The organism is Ensifer sp. 22521, assembly GCF_052044795.1.
Classification (GTDB): domain Bacteria; phylum Pseudomonadota; class Alphaproteobacteria; order Rhizobiales; family Rhizobiaceae; genus Ensifer.
This window is the reverse complement of record NZ_JBQENM010000025.1, coordinates 90,108-106,982: the sequence shown is the minus strand read 5'-3', so window position 1 is coordinate 106,982 and position 16,875 is coordinate 90,108. Positions and strand designations below refer to the sequence as shown.

Below are 16,875 nucleotides of genomic sequence, written 5' to 3'. Positions count from 1 at the left end.
GCCGGCGCGATCTTCCAGGCGGGAATGGCGATCGGGAAGTTCCAGGGCGTGATGATGCCGACGACGCCGACCGGCTCGCGGGTGATCTCGACGCCGATATTGGGTCGCGCCGACGGCAGCACTTCGCCCGCCAGTCGCAGGCATTCGCCGGCGAAGAAGTCGAAGATCTGGCCGGCACGCACCGTCTCGCCGATGCCTTCGACAAGCGTCTTGCCTTCCTCGCGCGACAACAGCCTTCCGAGCTCGTCCTTGCGGGCAAGGATCTCGTCGGCGGTCTTCCTCAGGATCGCGTGGCGCTCGAGGATGCCGGAGCGCGACCAGGTCGGGAACGCAGCCTTGGCAGCGGCGATCGCGGCGCGGGCATCGTCGGCAGACGCACGGGCATATTCGCCCACAACGTCATTGGTGTCGGACGGGTTGATGTTGGCAACCCCGTCACCGCCGACCCACTCGCCGGCAATCAGGTTCTGGTGCAATGTCATAGGCTTCGAGCCTCCTTCATAAACACGCATGACCGTCCCTCGCGAACGGTGCGCTTAGGAGATGTGTCAGAGCTGGCGAATGGCGACCTGTTCTTCCGCAGCGATCGCTAGCGTGTTGCGAAGCGGAAGGCCGAAACCATGAGCCTCGATCTCGAACACGTCACCTTCTTCTGTGCGAATGCCGTCGCCGAAGGACAGCGTCGCCGTGCCGAACATGTGCACATGGACGTCGCCCGGCTGGCGGAACAGGCCGTATTTGAAATGGTGATGCTCAAGATTGGCAAAACTGTGCGACATGTTGGATTCGCCTGACAGGAACGGCTTCTCCCACAGCACCTTGCCGCCGCGCAGGATGCGCGACATGCCGCGGATATCCTCAGGCGCAACTCCGATGCGGATTTCCGGGCCGAAGCTCGCCTGGCGCAGCTTCGAGTGCGCCAGCCAGAGATAGTTGACCCGCTCGGTCTTGTGGTCGGAAAACTCGTTGGCGACGGCGAAACCAATACGGAACGGAACGCCCGTGTCGGAGATCACGTAGATGCCGGCCATTTCCGGCTCCTCGCCGCCATCCTCGGCAAAGGCGGGCGAAACGAGTGCCGAACCTGGCGCCACGGCGGAGGTGCCGTTGCCCTTGTAGAACCACTCCGGCTGCACGCCGGATTCGCCGGCTTTCGGCTTGCCGCCTTCGAGCCCCATGCGGAACATCTTCATCGAGTCCGTCAGGGTCTCTTCGGCCGCCTCGCTCGTCTTCTTGTGCATGGCGTCGCGGGTTGCGGCGGAACCAAGATGGGTGAGACCCGTGCCGGTCAGGTGCAGATGCGCCGGATCCGGATGGGTGATCGGCGGCAGGAAGCGTCCCTCCGCATAGGCCTTGTCGAGGTCGACGGCGGCGCCAAGACCCTTGGTCTCGATCGTCTGCTTCAGGCTGCGCCCGGCATTGGCCGCTTCCATCGCCAGAGCGTAGACGCTTGCAGCACCATTGACCGCATGCGCGGTTTCACCGGGCAAACGCACCGCAACCGTTATCGATCCGTCTTCGTTCCTGATCTGCGAAATCAGCACGATCCTGTCCTTCCTGTCGTCGTTCGGGTCGCGGTCTTCGCCTTCTCAAGGCAAAAGCGTCCCCGTGGCTGGCTTTCGCCATCCAATTCCAGCGGGCCAATCCGCCGATCCTGGCAGCCGCGGCTGCCGGTGAATGTTACTGGTTCGCGTCGGGTCTTATGGCTTTCGGCTCAACCCTTGTTCTTGTTGTAGACATCGAAGAACACGGCTGCGAGGAGCACGAGGCCCTTGATCAGCTGCTGGTAATCGATGCCAATGCCCATGATCGACATGCCGTTGTTCATCACGCCCATGATGAAGGCGCCGATCACCGCGCCGATGATCTTGCCGACGCCGCCGGACGCCGAGGCGCCGCCGATGAAGCATGCCGCAATCACGTCGAGTTCGAAGCCGACGCCGGCCTTCGGCGTTGCCGAGTTGAGGCGGGCGGTGATGATCATGCCGGCGAGTGCCGCAAGCACGCCCATGTTGACGAAGGTGTAGAAGGTGAGCCGTTCGGTGTTGATGCCCGAGAGCTTGGTCGCCTTGACGTTGCCGCCCATGGCGTAGATGCGGCGACCGATGGTCGAGCGCGTTGTGATGAAGGTATAGAGCGCGATCAGCACGGCCATGGCGATCAGCACGTTCGGCAGGCCGCGATAGGTCGCAAGCTGGAAGCCGATGAACAACGCAACGACGGCAATGACCGCCATCTGTACGGCGAAGAAGACGAATGGCTCGTTCTCCGTGCCGTGCTGTTCGTTGATCTTGCGGTCGCGAATGCCCGCATAGATCGCGTAGCCGACCAGAGCTATGACGGCGACGAGCGCCACCATGTTCTGAATGGTCTCGGGCGCCGGGTTGAGGAAATAGAGGAAATCCGGAACGAAGCCCGTCGAAAGCAGCTGGAACTCTTTCGGGAACGGGCCGATCGGACGTCCGCCGAGCACCACATAGGTGAGCCCGCGGAACACCAGCATGCCGGCAAGCGTGACGATGAAGGACGGAATCTTCTGGTACGCAACCCAATAGCCCTGGGCCGCCCCCATGATGCCGCCGACGATCAGACAGGCCGGGATAACGACAAAGGCGGGCAGCCCCCATTTGACCAGCATGATCGCCGAGATCGCGCCGATGAAGGCGACGATCGAGCCGACCGACAGGTCGATATGGCCGGCGACGATGATCAGGAGCATGCCGAGCGCCATGATGACGATGAACGAGTTCTGCAGCACCAGGTTGGTGATGTTGACCGGCTTGAACAAGACGCCATTGGTGACGAACTGGAAGAACAGCATGATCACAACGAGCGCGACCAGCAGGCCGTATTCGCGGATGTTGTTCTTGAGATAGTCCCCGATCGAGGGCTTGTTGTTTTGGGTGCTCGTATCGGCGACCATTAGTGTTTCTCCCCTGAACGCATGATGGCACGCATGATGGATTCCTGGCTCGCTTCCGCCTTCGAGAGCTCCGCGACGATGCGGCCCTCGTTCATGACGTAGATGCGATCGCAGGTTCCAAGCAGCTCCGGCATTTCCGATGATATCATCAGAATGCCTTTACCCTCGGCGGCAAGCTGGTTGATGATGGTGTAGATCTCATACTTAGCGCCGATGTCGATGCCGCGCGTCGGCTCGTCGAGAATGAGAACTTCCGGATTGGTGAACAGCCACTTGGACAGCACGACCTTCTGCTGGTTGCCGCCCGAGAGGTTGACCGTTTCCTGATAGATCGAGTGCGAACGGATGCGCAGCTTCGAGCGATAGTCGGAGGCGACCTTCGCTTCCTTGCGGTCGTCGATGACGCCGTTCGCGGCAACCGCCTTCAGGTTGGAGAGTGTCGTGTTCTCCTTGATGTTGTTGATCAGCACGAGGCCGAGCTGCTTGCGGTCTTCGGTGACGTAAGCGAGACCCGCATCGATCGCCCGCGGAATCGTGCTGACATCGACGGGCTTGCCGCGCATCGTCACGTCGCCGGTGATCTTGTGGCCCCAGGACTTGCCGAAGATGCTCATCGCCGTCTCGGTGCGCCCTGCCCCCATCAGCCCGGCAATGCCGACCACTTCGCCGGCGCGCACGGTGAAATTGACGTCGTGCAGGAACTGCCGGTCGCGGTGGTGCTGGTGAAAGACATTCCAGTTTTTCACCTCCAGCAGCGTCTCGCCGATCTTGGGCTCGCGCGGCGGGTAGCGGTCTTCCATAGCGCGGCCGACCATGCCTTTGATAATCCGGTCCTCGCCGACATCTTCGGTCTGACAGTCGAGCGTTTCGACGGTTCCGCCATCGCGCAGGATGGTGATTTGGTCGGCGACTTTGCGGATCTCGTTCAGCTTGTGCGAGATGATGATCGAGGTCATGCCCTGCGTGCGAAACTCCATCAGGAGCTTCAAAAGCGCATCGGAATCGGTTTCGTTGAGCGAGGCGGTCGGCTCGTCGAGGATCAAGAGCCGCACCTTCTTCGAAAGCGCCTTGGCGATCTCGACCAGTTGCTGCTTGCCGACGCCGATGTCGGTGATGAGCGTTGCCGGGCTCTCGCTGAGGCCCACCTTCTTCAGGAGCTCCTGGGTGCGGGCAAAGGTCTGCGGCCAGTGGATCACGCCGTTGCTGGCGATCTCGTTGCCGAGGAAGATGTTCTCGGCGATCGACAGCAGCGGCACCAGCGCCAGTTCCTGGTGGATGATGATGATGCCAAGGTCTTCGCTGTCGGAGATCGTCGAGAAGCGACGCGCTTCGCCACCGTAGTGGATCTCGCCTTCATAGGTGCCGGCGGGATAGACGCCGCTCAACACCTTCATCAGCGTCGACTTGCCGGCGCCGTTTTCGCCGACGAGCGCGTGGATCTCGCCTTCGCGGACCTTGAAGCTGACATTGTCCAGCGCCTTGACGCCCGGGAACGTCTTGGTGATGCCCCGCATTTCAAGAATGATATTGTCCATGTTCAGTCATTCCAGCGGCAGTCTGCGAGAGAGTACCGGCTCCGTCTTCTGGATAAAAGGGCCCGCGCGCTTGCACGGGCCCTTCCCGTTGAAAAAGATCAGTTGTTGATCTGGTCTTCGGTGTAGTAGCCCGAGCTGACGAGCACGTCCTTGACGTTGGACTTGTCGACGGCAACCGGCTTCAGCAGGTAGGACGGAACGACCTTGACGCCATTTTCATAGGTCTTGGTGTCGTTCACCTCAGGCTCCTTGCCTTCCATGATCGCGTTGACCATGCCGACCGTTACCTTGGCGAGTTCGCGCGTGTCCTTGAAGATCGACGAATACTGTTCGCCGGCAAGGATCGACTTGACCGACGGCAGCTCGGCGTCCTGGCCGGTGACAACCGGCATCGGCATGTCGCCCGAGCCGTAGCCGACGCCCTTCAGCGCCGAGATGATACCGATCGAGAGGCCGTCATAGGGCGAAAGCACGCCATCGACCTTGGCGTCGGTGTAGTTCGACGACAGCAGGTTTTCCATGCGGGCCTGGGCGACAGCACCGTCCCAACGCAGCGTGCCGACCTGGTCCATGCCCTTCTGGCCGGACTTGACGACGATCTTGCCGCTGTCGATCAGCGGCTGCAGAACTGACATCGCGCCGTCGTAGAAGAAGAAGGCGTTGTTGTCGTCAGGCGAACCACCGAAGAGCTCGATGTTCTTGGGCTCGGTTGCGCCATCGAGCTTGAGGCCCTGCACCAGCGACGTCGCCTGCTGCACGCCAACCTGGAAGTTGTCGAAGGTGGCGTAGTAGTCGACATTGCCAGAGTCACGGATCAGACGGTCATAGGCGATAACCTTGACGCCGGCGTCATGGGCCTTCTGCAGGATGTCGGAGAGCGTCGTGCCGTCGATGGCGCCGATGACCAGAACCTTGGCACCCTTGGTCACCATGTTCTCGATCTGGGCGAGCTGGTTCGGGATGTCGTCGTCAGCGAACTGCAGGTCCGGGGTGTAGCCGGCTTCCTTGAACAGCTTCTCCATCGTCTCGCCGTCGGAAATCCAGCGGGTCGACGTCTTCGTCGGCATGGAAATGCCGACCGTGCCCTTGTCCTGCGCAAATACGGGCGCAGCGAAGGACGCGATCGAAATCGCAGCGGCTGCGAGAAGCGAAGTCATCAATTTCATCAGTTCTCTCCCAAAAAAGTTGAAGCCGGCAGGCAGAGCCTTTCCGTCTATGCGCAGCAATCCGCGGACCGGGATCTCGTCTCCGGCCGCGGATCAAGGTGAAGGAGAGGCCTCCCCGCCTCGCATGCTCCTACATGCGCTGGCACATGAGCAAAAACTGGAATCAAAACATATAACTGTCAAATACAATATTACTTTGAACGCATACCAAAATTGTTATAGCACGTGCGAACAGTGTGATTTTTGAAAATATTTGAAAACCAAAAAAACCACAGGGGTTGGAAATGCGTGACCAGAAGGCAAGCGCCACCGGGACGGCCGGCGAACTCTTCGATTCAGCACTCTTTCGCTCCGGCTTGAAGATCAGCCACCTCCGGCTGATTCTTGCAATTGACGACCACAGGCGCATCAGCGCCGCCGCGGAAGCCCTCGGGACTTCGCAGCCGGCAGCCTCGCGTATGCTGTCGGAAATCGAGACGATGCTGAAGGCGCCGGTCTGCGAACGCATTGCCCGTGGCGTCGAACTGACGCCTTACGGCGAAGCGCTGGCACGGCGGGCGCGCACGATCTTTCTGGAGCTTCGAGAAGCCTCGCGCGAGATCAACGAGCTCAAGACGGGCAGCGGCGGCTCGGTCTCTCTGGGTTCCGTCACCGGCCCGGCGCTCAATCTCGCCGTCCCCGCCATTCGCCAGGTGATCACCGCCTATCCCGGCATCGAGATCAACGTCCAGATCGAAAACAGCAACGTTCTGGCAAGGGAGTTGCTTGCCGCGCGCCACGATTTCATCATCGGGCGCATCCCCGACGACCAGCCGCCGCGGCTCTTCAACATGGTGGAGATCGGGTTTGAAGAAGTCTGCCTGATCGTGCGCGACGGCCATCCGCTGCTCGACAAACCTGTGGTCGGCGCCGAGGATCTGCCCTCCTACGACTGGGTGTTCCAGCCGCCGGGCACGCTGCTCAGGCGCGCCGTCGAGGATAGTTTCGTGGCGGCCGGCGTGAGATTGCCGGCGACCGTCATCAACACCTCTTCGATCATCCTGACGCTGTCGATCGTGCGCCACACCAATGCGATCGCGCCGGTGGCGCTCGACGTCGCCAACCTGATTGCCGGCAACGGCACACCGGCCGGCGAGATCCGCATCCTCAAGACCGAAATCCCGATCCGCATCAAGCCCTATGGGCTGATCACCGCCGAGGGCCGCGCGCTGCCGCCGAGCGCCAAGCTGCTCTACGATCTCATCCTGAAGCAGGGCCGTGCGTGATCAGCCCGGCATGATCAAGTGATCAGCCCGGGCATGATCATGTGATCAGCCCGGGATAACCTCCGGCTGTCATGGTTTCCTTCCAATTGGAGGCATCATGTTCGGAATGTCGGTGTTTCAGTCGGTGCTCGAGCGACTGAAGACGGAAGAGGAAAGCGAGCCGGATCCGGCCGAAGCGTCCCGTGTCACGACGCCGTACGCGCCGGTGTTTGCCAGCGCTCTTTCGGCCGAAAGCGTCGGCGCGGCCTCCTTCGGCGCGGTCGAGCGCGCCTATCGCGACGCCTCTTTCGTCGAGCCGCCGCCTCCGCCGGTCATGCCCGACTATCTCGATCGCACCAGCCTTGCCGAGGTTGCTGCGGAGCTGGCGCTTGCCGACGGCGAAACACAAATGACGCTCGCGGCAAAGCGGCGTGCCTTCGCCGCCCTGAACCATCCAGACCGGCTGCCGGCCGCTTTCCGCGCCAATGCGACCGTGCGCATGAAACTCGCCAACATGCTGATCGACGAAGCCTCGCAGCAGATACGCGCAATCAACCCGGCGGCGTGATCGTCAGCCCGCGGCGCCGTCCCCGTCGCTCTTGCCCTGCTCTTCGTCCGCGGCTTTATCCACGCTCTTCTCGCTCGGCTTATAGAAGACCAGCAGCGCTGCCGAGGCATAGGCCGTCATGGCCAGGAAGATCATGCCCCACATCGCCTGTTCGCCCAGGAACTCGACCACCGTCCAGACGGCGCAGAAGGCCACGATCAGCAGGCGGACCCATAGCGGGCGGTAAAAGGGGTGGTCCGGGTCGATGAACTTGAGCATTCTGTCCTCTGGTGGCCTTATCATGTGCGCCCCATTTACGGGATATTCATTGAAGACAGCAAGTCCAGCGGTCCTCACGCCCCTTGACGGACGCAACTAAAATGGAATAAAAATTCCGAAATGACCCACGTCGGCTACTTCATTCCAAATGAATGGACGGGCCGACTGGGTGCGGAGGTACCAAGGGAGAGGCGCCGGCGCAGCGTTCCAACACGCGATTTTTCGTGGCAATTCTCCGATCGATTCGCGGAATCAGTGTTCCGCGGCGCCTTTGCGCGATGAGCGCCGATCATCACGCCCCTTCCCGGTCGCGAGCCGGAATTCGAGAGAAACTGAGATGACAGTCAGATTTGGTCTTCTGGGCGCCGGACGCATCGGCAAGGTTCACGCGAAAGCCGTCAGCGGCAATCCGGATGCCGTGCTCGTCGCCGTTGCCGACGCCTTCCCTGCCGCCGCCGAAACCATCGCCAAGCAATATGGCTGCGATGTGCGCACCATCGAGGCGATCGAAAAGGCTGACGACATCGACGCCGTCGTCATCTGCACCCCGACCGACACCCACGCCGACCTGATCGAGCGTTTCGCGCGCGCCGGCAAGGCGATCTTCTGCGAAAAGCCTGTCGATCTGGATGCCGAGCGCGTCAAGGCCTGCCTCAAGGTTGTCAACGAGACCAAGGCCAAGCTGATGGTCGGCTTCAACCGCCGCTTCGACCCGCATTTCATGGCCGTCAAAAAGGCGATCGACGCCGGCAAGATCGGCGACGTGGAAATGGTGACCATCACCTCGCGCGATCCGGGCGCCCCGCCGGTCGATTACATCAAGCGTTCGGGCGGTATCTTCCGCGACATGACGATCCATGACTTCGACATGGCCCGCTTCCTGCTCGGCGAGGAGCCGGTCTCCGTGACGGCAACCGCCGCCGTTCTCGTCGACAAGGCGATCGGCGAAGCCGGCGACTATGACAGCGTCTCGGTCATCCTGCAGACGGCTTCCGGCAAGCAGGCGATCATCTCCAACTCCCGCCGCGCCACCTATGGCTACGACCAGCGCATCGAGGTGCACGGCTCGAAGGGCGTCGTCTCGGCTGAAAACCAGCGTCCGGTCTCGATCGAGATCGCCAATGGCGAAGGCTACACCCGCCCGCCGCTGCACGACTTCTTCATGACGCGCTACACCGAAGCCTATGCCAACGAGATCGAGAGCTTCATCGCCGCGATCGAAAAGGGTGCGGAAATCACGCCGTCGGGCAAGGATGGTCTCGCCGCATTGGCGCTCGCCGACGCCGCCGTGAAGTCGGTTATCGAGAAGCGTCAGATCAGCGTCGCCTGAGGCTACGGCCGGTAACACATCAAATGGAAAGGCCGGGCGCCACACGCCCGGCTTTTTTCATGCCACCACTCTGGCAAACCGGCATCCGCGCAGGTGCCTCAGCCCTCGGCGCACACCGGCATCTTCTCCCATCGCGGCGCTTCCCGGCCAGTGCTGGGCGCAGCGCCCGGTCGGCCGGAGAGATAACCTTGGATCTGCAGGCAGCCCTCCTCCGCCAGGATCTGCCTCTGCCGTTCGGTTTCGACGCCTTCGGTCACGACCGCGAGCCTGAGGCTATGGCCGAGCGCGATGATGGCGCGGACGATCGCCTGTGCGGAAGGGTCCCTTTCGAGGGCGGCGGTGAAGCTGCAATCAATCTTCAGCTTGTCGAAGGGGAAGGTCTGCAGGTTGCTCAGCGAAGAATGTCCGGTGCCGAAGTCGTCCATGACGATCCGGACGCCGAGGACGCGCAGGCGAACCAGCACCGCCAGCACATCCTCGCGATTGTGCATCAGCGCCGCCTCGGTGATTTCGAGCTCCAGCCGCCAGGGATCAAGGCCGGTCCGACGCAATATGCTCGCGACCTGGTCGAAGAGATTGGGCAGAAGGAACTGGACCGGCGAGATATTGACGGAAATCGGCAGCGGCTCGTTCCATTTTGCCGCTTCCGTGCAGGCCTGTTCCAGCACCCACTCGCCGATCTGGATGATCGAGCCGCTTTCCTCCGCGATCGGGATGAACACGTCAGGGCCGATCAGCCCGCGCTGCGGATGGTTCCAGCGCAGCAATGCCTCGTAGCCGATGATCCTGTCGCTCTGGACTTCGACCAGCGGCTGGTATTCTAGAAAGAACTGGCGGCGAAGCACCGCATGGCGCAGGTCGTTCTCGATCTGCCGGCGGGTGCGAACCGCCTCATCCATTCCCCGGTCGAAGAAGCAGGCGATGCCCTTGCCGCTCTGCTTGGCGCGGTAGAGTGCCGTGTCGGCATTGTTGCGCAACTGATCTGCCGTCTGCCCGTCGACCGGATAGAGCGCAGCACCAATGCTGACGCCGACGGCGGTCGGATCGCGATTGGTATCCATTTCCGCGGCAAACAGCGCCAGGATGCGGTCCGTCAATTGGCGCGCCGCCACCGGCCGCTTGCCGCCCACGTGGATGATTGCGAACTCGTCACCGCCGAGCCGGGCGACCGTGTCGTGCTCTCCGGCAGCCTGGCGCAGGATATCGGCAACCTTCTTCAGGATGCGGTCGCCTTCGCCGTGGCCGAAGATATCGTTGACTGCCTTGAAGCGGTCGAGGTCGAGGCAGAGGATCGCCAACTCTTCGCCCCGCGCAGAGGCCGCCGCCAGCGTCTGGGCCAGCCTGCGGTCGAAGAAGGCGCGGTTCGGCAAATCGGTGAGCGCATCATGATGGGCCAGATGCTCGATCGTGCGCTCGGCTTCCTTCCGTGCCCTCAAGTCGCGCACGAAGATCACTTCGCATTCGCGGCCACGATACTCGATCGTCCGGCACATGAATTCCACCGGAATGGTGCGCCCATCGGCGTTGAGAAGATCGATCTCGCCGGGACCATCCCCGCGCCTGTGTCCCTCGAGCCCTTCCTCGCCGAAGACGAAGATCTCCGACGGGCGGCGCCCGGACAGATCGGAAAACGTCCGACCGGTGAGGCCGGAGAAGCGCTCGTTGGCTTCGACGATGACGCCATCGAAAACGATCGCCATGCCTTCGAGCGAGGCGTTGGCGAGCCCTCTGAGATCGGTCAGCTGCCGATCGACGAAGAGGGCGCCGAAGGCGAGCACGATCAATGTCGTGGAGGCTGCGATGACCCCGCCGGCGAGCCAGGCGGGATGAATGGTGCCGGCGACAGCCACATTGGCCTCCGGCATGAGCGTCACGCCGCTCATCGACGTGAAGTGCATGGTGCAGATTGCCAGCACCAGCAGCAAGGAGGAGACGACCAGCCGCCGCATGCTGCGCAAGGCATGAAAAGCATGAAGCGCGGCACCCGCCAGCAGCGTTCCCACGACGAGCGCCGAAACAGTCGCTTGCGGATCGTAGCTTATGTGCCCGTGGATCTCGATCGCCTGCATGCCGGTGAAATGCATCGCCGCGACGCCGGCGCCAAGCACGAAGCCACCGCAGGACATCGAGAGACGTGAACCACCACCGAGGCCGATTGCAAAGGCGACCCACGACGCGGCTATGGCGACGACCACCGACAGAGCGGTGCCCCAGAGGCCGTAAGCAACCGGCACACCACCATCATAGGCCAGCATGGCGATGAAATGCGTCGACCAGACACCGACACCGCAGGCAAAACCGCTGGCCGCGATCCAGAGGCTGCGCTGGCTACCTTCGCTTCGCCGGGCGCGCAGCAGCAGCAACATCGTTGCGACACTGCCCGCCAGGCAGACGATCGCGGCGGCCACGATAAGGCGCCAGTCATGGTCATCACGTATGCATGCAATCACTGAAAACATGAGTGTCTCCCGCGTCACCGCCACATTGACAAGGAGTCGCTAAATAACTGTAAATTGCATTACTAGAGGTGCTCACCTTCGATACAACCCCAAAAAAGGTTGCGTCAGGCGATGCACTTCAACCGTGCATCAGGAAACGCCGGTGGCGGTAATATCGCCGTCGATCGCGCCCAGCGCCCGCTCCAGATGCCCCTCGAAGACGAGGCGTTGCTCGTCGGGCGCGACCGATATTTCGGGAGCGCCCTGGAGGCGGACCTGCATGGACTGGGCAAGTCCTTCTTCGATCCCCGGCAGCATGAGATCGAAGTATCGGATGCCAGGCCCGGTGACGTGGACAGGCATGCGCTCGTAAAGGCTCAGCATGCGCGAGATGCCGTTGCCGAGCGCAATGCCCGCCTGGCGGAACGCGTAGCCGGCCATGCGATGTCCCTGCCGCGCGCTGGCCGCGATCTTGTCGAGCTCGGCGACGGGAACGAACTTGGCGGGGATGGTATCCGCCGGCACCTCGAAGGCGGCACGCAGAATCCCATAGAACCCGGCTGCCGCCTCGATGCAGCCATAGGCGCCGCAACGGCAAAGGCCCGCCGACGGCGCGTGCAGCATGTGGCCGAAATTCGGCGCGCTGACATCCATCTCGCCGCTCTGGCTCTTGCGGGCAACGCCAAGGCCGATGCTGTGGCCGAGAGAGATCGCCGCAAGCGCCCTGAACCCACCTTCCGGCTTCCGTTCGGCTTGCGCTGCGAGCGCCTGCGCAACCAGCAGCGTCTCATTGCTGAGCATGACTTTCGCGCGCCATTGCGGCGCAAGCAGTGCAGCGAAATCCAGCTCTTCCCGACCGAAGACCGGCGACCACAAAAGCCGCGCCGTGTCGCTGTCGACCAGCCCCTTGCTGCTGATCGAAACGGCGAGCACGCGATCCCGCTCCAGCCTTGAGCGCTGCAGCAGACGTTCGAGCGCATCCACGAATGCGCGGGCGAAAGGGACCGTGCCGCGCTCGTCGTGGTTTCGCGATTCGTCGAAGCGGTCGAGAAGCGTGCCGCCGTAATCGATCAGCGAATATTGCACGATGTCGGAGGAGATCCTGACGACCACGAGATGGCCGTAGTCGCGCCGCGGTGTGAAGAGCACACGCGGCCGCCCTCGCCCACCCTGCACCTGGTGCTCGGCCTTGGCGAGCACCCCCGCCTTTTCCAGCTCCGCCGTGATCGCGGAAACGGTCGCCGAGGCAAGCCCCGTATCAGCAGAAATTTCCGTATGGGAGAGATTGCCGGCACGCCTGAGCGCCGCAAGGACCAGCGCGCTGTTTTGCTGACGCACGAGCTCAGTGCTGGACTTGGTCAGCATGAGACGTCCCTGTCAGTGGCGGATCCTTCGAACACATGCCCCTCCCAAAGCATCTGTTGAACGGCAAGACAAGGCGCCGGACGCCTTGTCGACAGCCTTGTGGCACGGATTTTATCGGCGGCCGAGAAACAACGGACGCGACCGCTCGCTAAGCACCTTGTTGATGCCGCAACCACCGCATTCACGCCGTGTTGACAGCCTCAAAAATCCATGACATTCATTTTCTCGACTGTCGAGAAAATAATTCCGCACGGTGTAGCGGCACGATCTACGACAGCGTTCCAAGGCTGGCGGAGGATGTGCGGGAGGTTCGCACGCTCAGCCGGCCCTCACTCGGGAGGATGAAATGAAATCCGTTTTGAAGCTGATGGCAGGTGTTGCCGTCATCGTTTCCCTGCATTCCGTTGCCCAGGCAAAGGACCTGGTCGTCGGCGTGTCCTGGTCCAACTTCCAGGAAGAGCGTTGGAAAACCGACGAAGCCGCCATCAAGGCAGCACTCGAAGCCTCCGGCGACAAGTACATCTCCGCTGACGCACAGTCGTCGGCCGCCAAGCAGTTGACCGACATCGAGTCGCTGATCGCCCAGGGCGCCAATGCACTGATCGTGCTTGCCCAGGACAGCGACGCCATCGGCCCGGCGATCGAAAAGGCCGCTGCCGAAGGCATCCCGGTCGTCGGCTACGACCGCCTGATCGAAAACCCGGCCGCCTTCTACATCACCTTCGACAACAAGGAAGTCGGCCGCATGCAGGCCCGCGAAGTGTTCAAGGTGAAGCCGGAAGGCAACTACGTCTTCATCAAGGGTTCTTCGGCTGACCCGAACGCCGACTTCCTCTTCTCCGGACAGATGGAAGTGCTGAAGGAAGCCGTCGACGCTGGCAAGATCAAGAATGTCGGCGAAGCCTACACGGATGGCTGGAAGCCTGAAAACGCCCAGAAGAACATGGAGCAGTTCCTGACCGCCAACGACAACAAGGTCGATGCGGTCGTCGCCTCCAACGACGGCACCGCCGGCGGCGCGATCGCAGCCCTCGATGCGCAAGGCCTCGCAGGCTCGGTCCCGGTCTCCGGCCAGGACGCCGACAAGGCGGCGCTGAACCGCGTTGCCTTGGGCACGCAGACCGTTTCGGTCTGGAAGGATAGCCGTGAACTCGGCAAGCGCGCCGCAGAAGTCGCCGTCGAACTTGCCGGCGGCAAGAAGATGGAAGAAGTCGCCGGCGTCACCACCTTCAACGGCGGACCGAAGGGTGTGGCCATGCAGTCGGTCTTCCTCGCACCGCTGCCGATCACCAAGGACAACCTGAACGTCGTGATCGACGCAGGCTGGATCTCCAAGGAAGAAGCCTGCCAGGGCGTCAAGGGCGACGTCGCGGCCTGCAAATAAACCGCATCAGCAGAACTGAGCGCTGACGTCAGACAAGCGCCGCAACGCAACCCGTTGCGGCGCTTGCGCAAGGTGTGTGCCGGGCGGACAATGCCAGATGCACAACCAGCGCAGCTCAACGAAAACGCTCGATCTCTGCCGTCGCACCGGACTTGTCGCGTCGATCCCGGCTCTTGGTGCCACCTGACGCGACGACATCAACACAAAAAGTGGGGGAAGGCACGTCCATGGCCGACATCACACAAGGCAATACGCAGGGCGCACAAGCAAACCGCGCCCGCACAGCGGACGAAAACCCGGTGAAGCGCTTCTTCCGCGCCACCGAAATCGACACCCGGCTGCTCGGCATGGTCGGCGCGCTCGTCATCATCTGGATCGGCTTTCAGATCATGACCGGCGGCCTGTTCCTGACGCCGCGCAACCTGTGGAACCTGACGGTCCAGACGTCTTCCGTCGCCGTGATGGCGACCGGCATGGTGCTGATCATCGTCACCCGCAACATCGACCTTTCCGTCGGCTCCGTGCTGGGCTTCTGCGGTATGGTCATGGGCGTCATGCAGGTAAAATTCCTGCCGCAGTATCTCGGCCTGGAACATCCGGCCATCTGGATCATCACGCTTTTGAGCGGCATCGCCGTCGGTGCCGCCATCGGCGCCCTCCAGGGCTCGATCGTCGCCTTCCTCAACGTGCCCGCCTTCATCGTCACGCTCGGCGGCCTGCTCGTCTGGCGCGGCGCCACCTGGTTCGTGACCAGCGGCCAGACGGTTGCGCCGATGAATACCACCTTCCGCCTGATGGGCGGCGGCACAGAAGGCTCGATCGGCGCAACGGCAAGCTGGATCGTCGGCATCCTCGCCTGCATCGCCATCGTCGCTGCCATCCTCAATTCGCGAAAGCAGCGCAAGCGCTTCCGCTTCCCGCTGCGCCCGGTCTGGGCGGAGTACTTCCTGGCGATCCTCGGTTGTATCCTGGTGCTGGGCGCAATCACCGTCGCCAATAGCTACTACTGGCCGACCAACATCGCCCGCAAATATGCCGACGCCAACGGCATCGCCTGGCCGGAAGGCGGACTGCAGATCTCGCACGGCATCGCCATTCCGGTTCTCGTCGCCATCGCCGTCGGCATCGTCATGACCTTCATCGCCACACGGCTGCGCTTCGGCCGCTACGTATTCGCGCTCGGCGGCAACCCGGAAGCAGCCGAACTTGCCGGCATCAAGACGCGCTGGGTCACCGTCAAGATCTTCACGCTGATGGGCATACTGTGCGCCATCGCCGCGGCAATCTCGACCGCCCGCCTCAATGCGGCGACCAATGCGCAGGGCGAGCTCGACGAGCTCTATACGATCGCCGCCGCGGTCATCGGCGGCACCTCGCTTGCCGGCGGCGTCGGCACGATTGCCGGCGCCATGATCGGCGCGCTCGTCATGCAATCACTACAGTCGGGCATGGTGCTCCTGGGGATCGACAGTCCGTTCCAGCGCATCGTCGTCGGCGTGGTTCTCGTCGTCGCCGTCTGGCTCGACACCATCTACCGCGCCCGCGCCAAGTAAGGAGTACGATCCATGAAAGACCAACGCACTCCGCTCGTGGAAATGAAGAACATTTCCATCTCCTTCGGCGGCATCCACGCGGTGGACAACGCCTCCGTCGATCTCTACCCCGGCGAAGTCGTGGCGCTGCTCGGCCACAACGGCGCCGGCAAGTCGACCCTGATCAAGATCCTCTCCGGCGCCTACAAGCGCGATGCCGGCGAGATCCTGATCAATGGCGAGGCTGCGGACATCAACAACCCGCGCGACGCCAAGAAATACGGTATCGAGACGATCTACCAGACGCTCGCCGTCGCCGACAATGTCGATGCCGCCGCCAATCTCTATCTCGGTCGCGAGCTCAGGACCCCCTGGGGCACGCTCGACGACGTGGCGATGGAGGCCAAGGCCCGCGAAGTCATGGGGCGCCTCAATCCCAACTTCCAGCGCTTCAAGGAACCGGTGAAGGCGCTTTCCGGCGGCCAGCGGCAATCGGTGGCGATCGCGCGCGCGATCCTCTTCGACGCCCGCATCCTGATCATGGACGAGCCGACGGCAGCGCTCGGGCCACAGGAAACCGCCCAGGTCGGTGACCTCATCAAGCAACTGAAGCGCGAAGGCATCGGCATCTTCCTGATCAGCCACGACATCCACGACGTCTTCGACCTCGCCGACCGTGTATCGGTGATGAAGAACGGCCAGGTCGTCGGCCAGGCCCGCACCGAGGACGTGACCAAGGACGAGGTGCTCGGCATGATCATCATGGGCAAGGTGCCGCCAAAGGCGATCCCCGGCCCCGGCGCCATGCAGGTGGCATGAACCAATACTCGGCGGCGCGCCTCACGCCCGCCGCCGAGCCCTTTTTGTCGACCGGCAGAAGCAGGGCAAGCAGTTGCATTTTCAGCAGCAACCACAAATTCCCCTGCGAACTCCGCCTTTTCACCATTGATGCGGCGCCAAAGCTAAGCTATGAACCGCTCACAGCCTGCTTCGGCGGCCCTGCCGCCAACGGATGCACCCGTAGCTCAGCTGGATAGAGTGTTGGATTCCGATTCCAAAGGTCACAGGTTCGAATCCTGTCGGGTGCGCCATTTTTGCCGAATTTACGACTTCTCGCGATCGGCTACGCGCA

General features: G+C 62.4%; 14 protein-coding genes and 1 tRNA gene. 7 read left to right on the top strand and 8 right to left on the bottom strand.

Annotated elements, in window-relative coordinates:
* From ACTJKE_RS29010 to chvE, 5 genes are all read right to left on the bottom strand, one after another.
* Window positions 1-482, bottom strand: a 482-nt coding sequence (locus ACTJKE_RS29010) for an aldehyde dehydrogenase family protein (protein WP_440693254.1), incomplete at its 3' end; no start/stop codon positions are given.
* 66 nt (window positions 483-548) lie between these two features.
* Window positions 549-1,544: an AraD1 family protein gene (gene araD1 / locus ACTJKE_RS29005; RefSeq protein ID WP_058326418.1), complete on the bottom strand. Its 996-nt coding sequence runs from the start codon at window positions 1,542-1,544 to the stop codon at window positions 549-551.
* Between the two features lie 170 nt (window positions 1,545-1,714).
* Window positions 1,715-2,923, bottom strand: a complete 1,209-nt coding sequence (gene mmsB, locus ACTJKE_RS29000) for a multiple monosaccharide ABC transporter permease (protein WP_058326419.1) — start codon at window positions 2,921-2,923, stop codon at window positions 1,715-1,717.
* Window positions 2,923-4,458, bottom strand: a complete 1,536-nt coding sequence (mmsA, locus tag ACTJKE_RS28995; protein WP_057249118.1) for a multiple monosaccharide ABC transporter ATP-binding protein — start codon at window positions 4,456-4,458, stop codon at window positions 2,923-2,925. The genes mmsB and mmsA overlap by 1 nt, the downstream gene beginning before the upstream one ends.
* A gap of 98 nt (window positions 4,459-4,556) precedes the next feature.
* Window positions 4,557-5,624, bottom strand: coding sequence for a multiple monosaccharide ABC transporter substrate-binding protein (chvE, locus tag ACTJKE_RS28990; RefSeq protein WP_057249117.1), 1,068 nt, complete (start codon window positions 5,622-5,624; stop codon window positions 4,557-4,559).
* A gap of 284 nt (window positions 5,625-5,908) precedes the next feature.
* Between chvE and ACTJKE_RS28985 the strand changes: the two genes are divergently transcribed.
* Both ACTJKE_RS28985 and ACTJKE_RS28980 read left to right on the top strand, forming a co-directional pair.
* Entirely contained in the window at window positions 5,909-6,889 is a 981-nt protein-coding gene (locus tag ACTJKE_RS28985; protein ID WP_058320822.1) for a LysR family transcriptional regulator, read from the top strand.
* A gap of 97 nt (window positions 6,890-6,986) precedes the next feature.
* Window positions 6,987-7,436: a hypothetical protein gene (locus ACTJKE_RS28980; RefSeq protein ID WP_113514947.1), complete on the top strand. Its 450-nt coding sequence runs from the start codon at window positions 6,987-6,989 to the stop codon at window positions 7,434-7,436.
* Window positions 7,437-7,439: 3 nt separating this feature from the next.
* Here ACTJKE_RS28980 and ACTJKE_RS28975 read toward each other — a convergent pair whose 3' ends face one another.
* On the bottom strand, window positions 7,440-7,694 hold the full coding sequence (locus tag ACTJKE_RS28975) for a hypothetical protein (RefSeq protein WP_057249114.1): 255 nt from the start codon (window positions 7,692-7,694) through the stop codon (window positions 7,440-7,442).
* A gap of 337 nt (window positions 7,695-8,031) precedes the next feature.
* Here ACTJKE_RS28975 and iolG point away from each other — a divergent pair, with 337 nt between their 5' ends.
* On the top strand, window positions 8,032-9,024 hold the full coding sequence (iolG, locus tag ACTJKE_RS28970; protein WP_113514949.1) for an inositol 2-dehydrogenase: 993 nt from the start codon (window positions 8,032-8,034) through the stop codon (window positions 9,022-9,024).
* A gap of 98 nt (window positions 9,025-9,122) precedes the next feature.
* On the opposite strand, the gene ACTJKE_RS28965 is transcribed toward iolG, so the two are convergent.
* Window positions 9,123-11,483, bottom strand: coding sequence for an EAL domain-containing protein (locus ACTJKE_RS28965; RefSeq protein WP_113132205.1), 2,361 nt, complete (start codon window positions 11,481-11,483; stop codon window positions 9,123-9,125).
* A 129-nt stretch (window positions 11,484-11,612) separates the two neighbouring features.
* Window positions 11,613-12,827: an ROK family transcriptional regulator gene (locus ACTJKE_RS28960; RefSeq protein WP_058320819.1), complete on the bottom strand. Its 1,215-nt coding sequence runs from the start codon at window positions 12,825-12,827 to the stop codon at window positions 11,613-11,615.
* Window positions 12,828-13,173: 346 nt separating this feature from the next.
* On the opposite strand from ACTJKE_RS28960, the gene xylF reads away from it, so the two are divergent.
* From xylF to ACTJKE_RS28940, 4 genes are all read left to right on the top strand, one after another.
* Window positions 13,174-14,211 carry a D-xylose ABC transporter substrate-binding protein gene (gene xylF, locus ACTJKE_RS28955; RefSeq protein ID WP_057249110.1) on the top strand — a complete coding sequence of 346 codons (1,038 nt, stop codon included), beginning with the start codon at window positions 13,174-13,176 and terminating at the stop codon, window positions 14,209-14,211.
* Between the two features lie 227 nt (window positions 14,212-14,438).
* Window positions 14,439-15,764 carry a sugar ABC transporter permease gene (locus tag ACTJKE_RS28950; RefSeq protein WP_057249109.1) on the top strand — a complete coding sequence of 442 codons (1,326 nt, stop codon included), beginning with the start codon at window positions 14,439-14,441 and terminating at the stop codon, window positions 15,762-15,764.
* Window positions 15,765-15,776: 12 nt separating this feature from the next.
* Complete coding sequence (locus tag ACTJKE_RS28945; protein WP_034793927.1) at window positions 15,777-16,562, top strand: ATP-binding cassette domain-containing protein; 786 nt, start codon at window positions 15,777-15,779, stop codon at window positions 16,560-16,562.
* Between the two features lie 195 nt (window positions 16,563-16,757).
* A tRNA-Arg gene (locus ACTJKE_RS28940) sits at window positions 16,758-16,834 on the top strand.
* Window positions 16,835-16,875 lie beyond the last annotated feature (41 nt).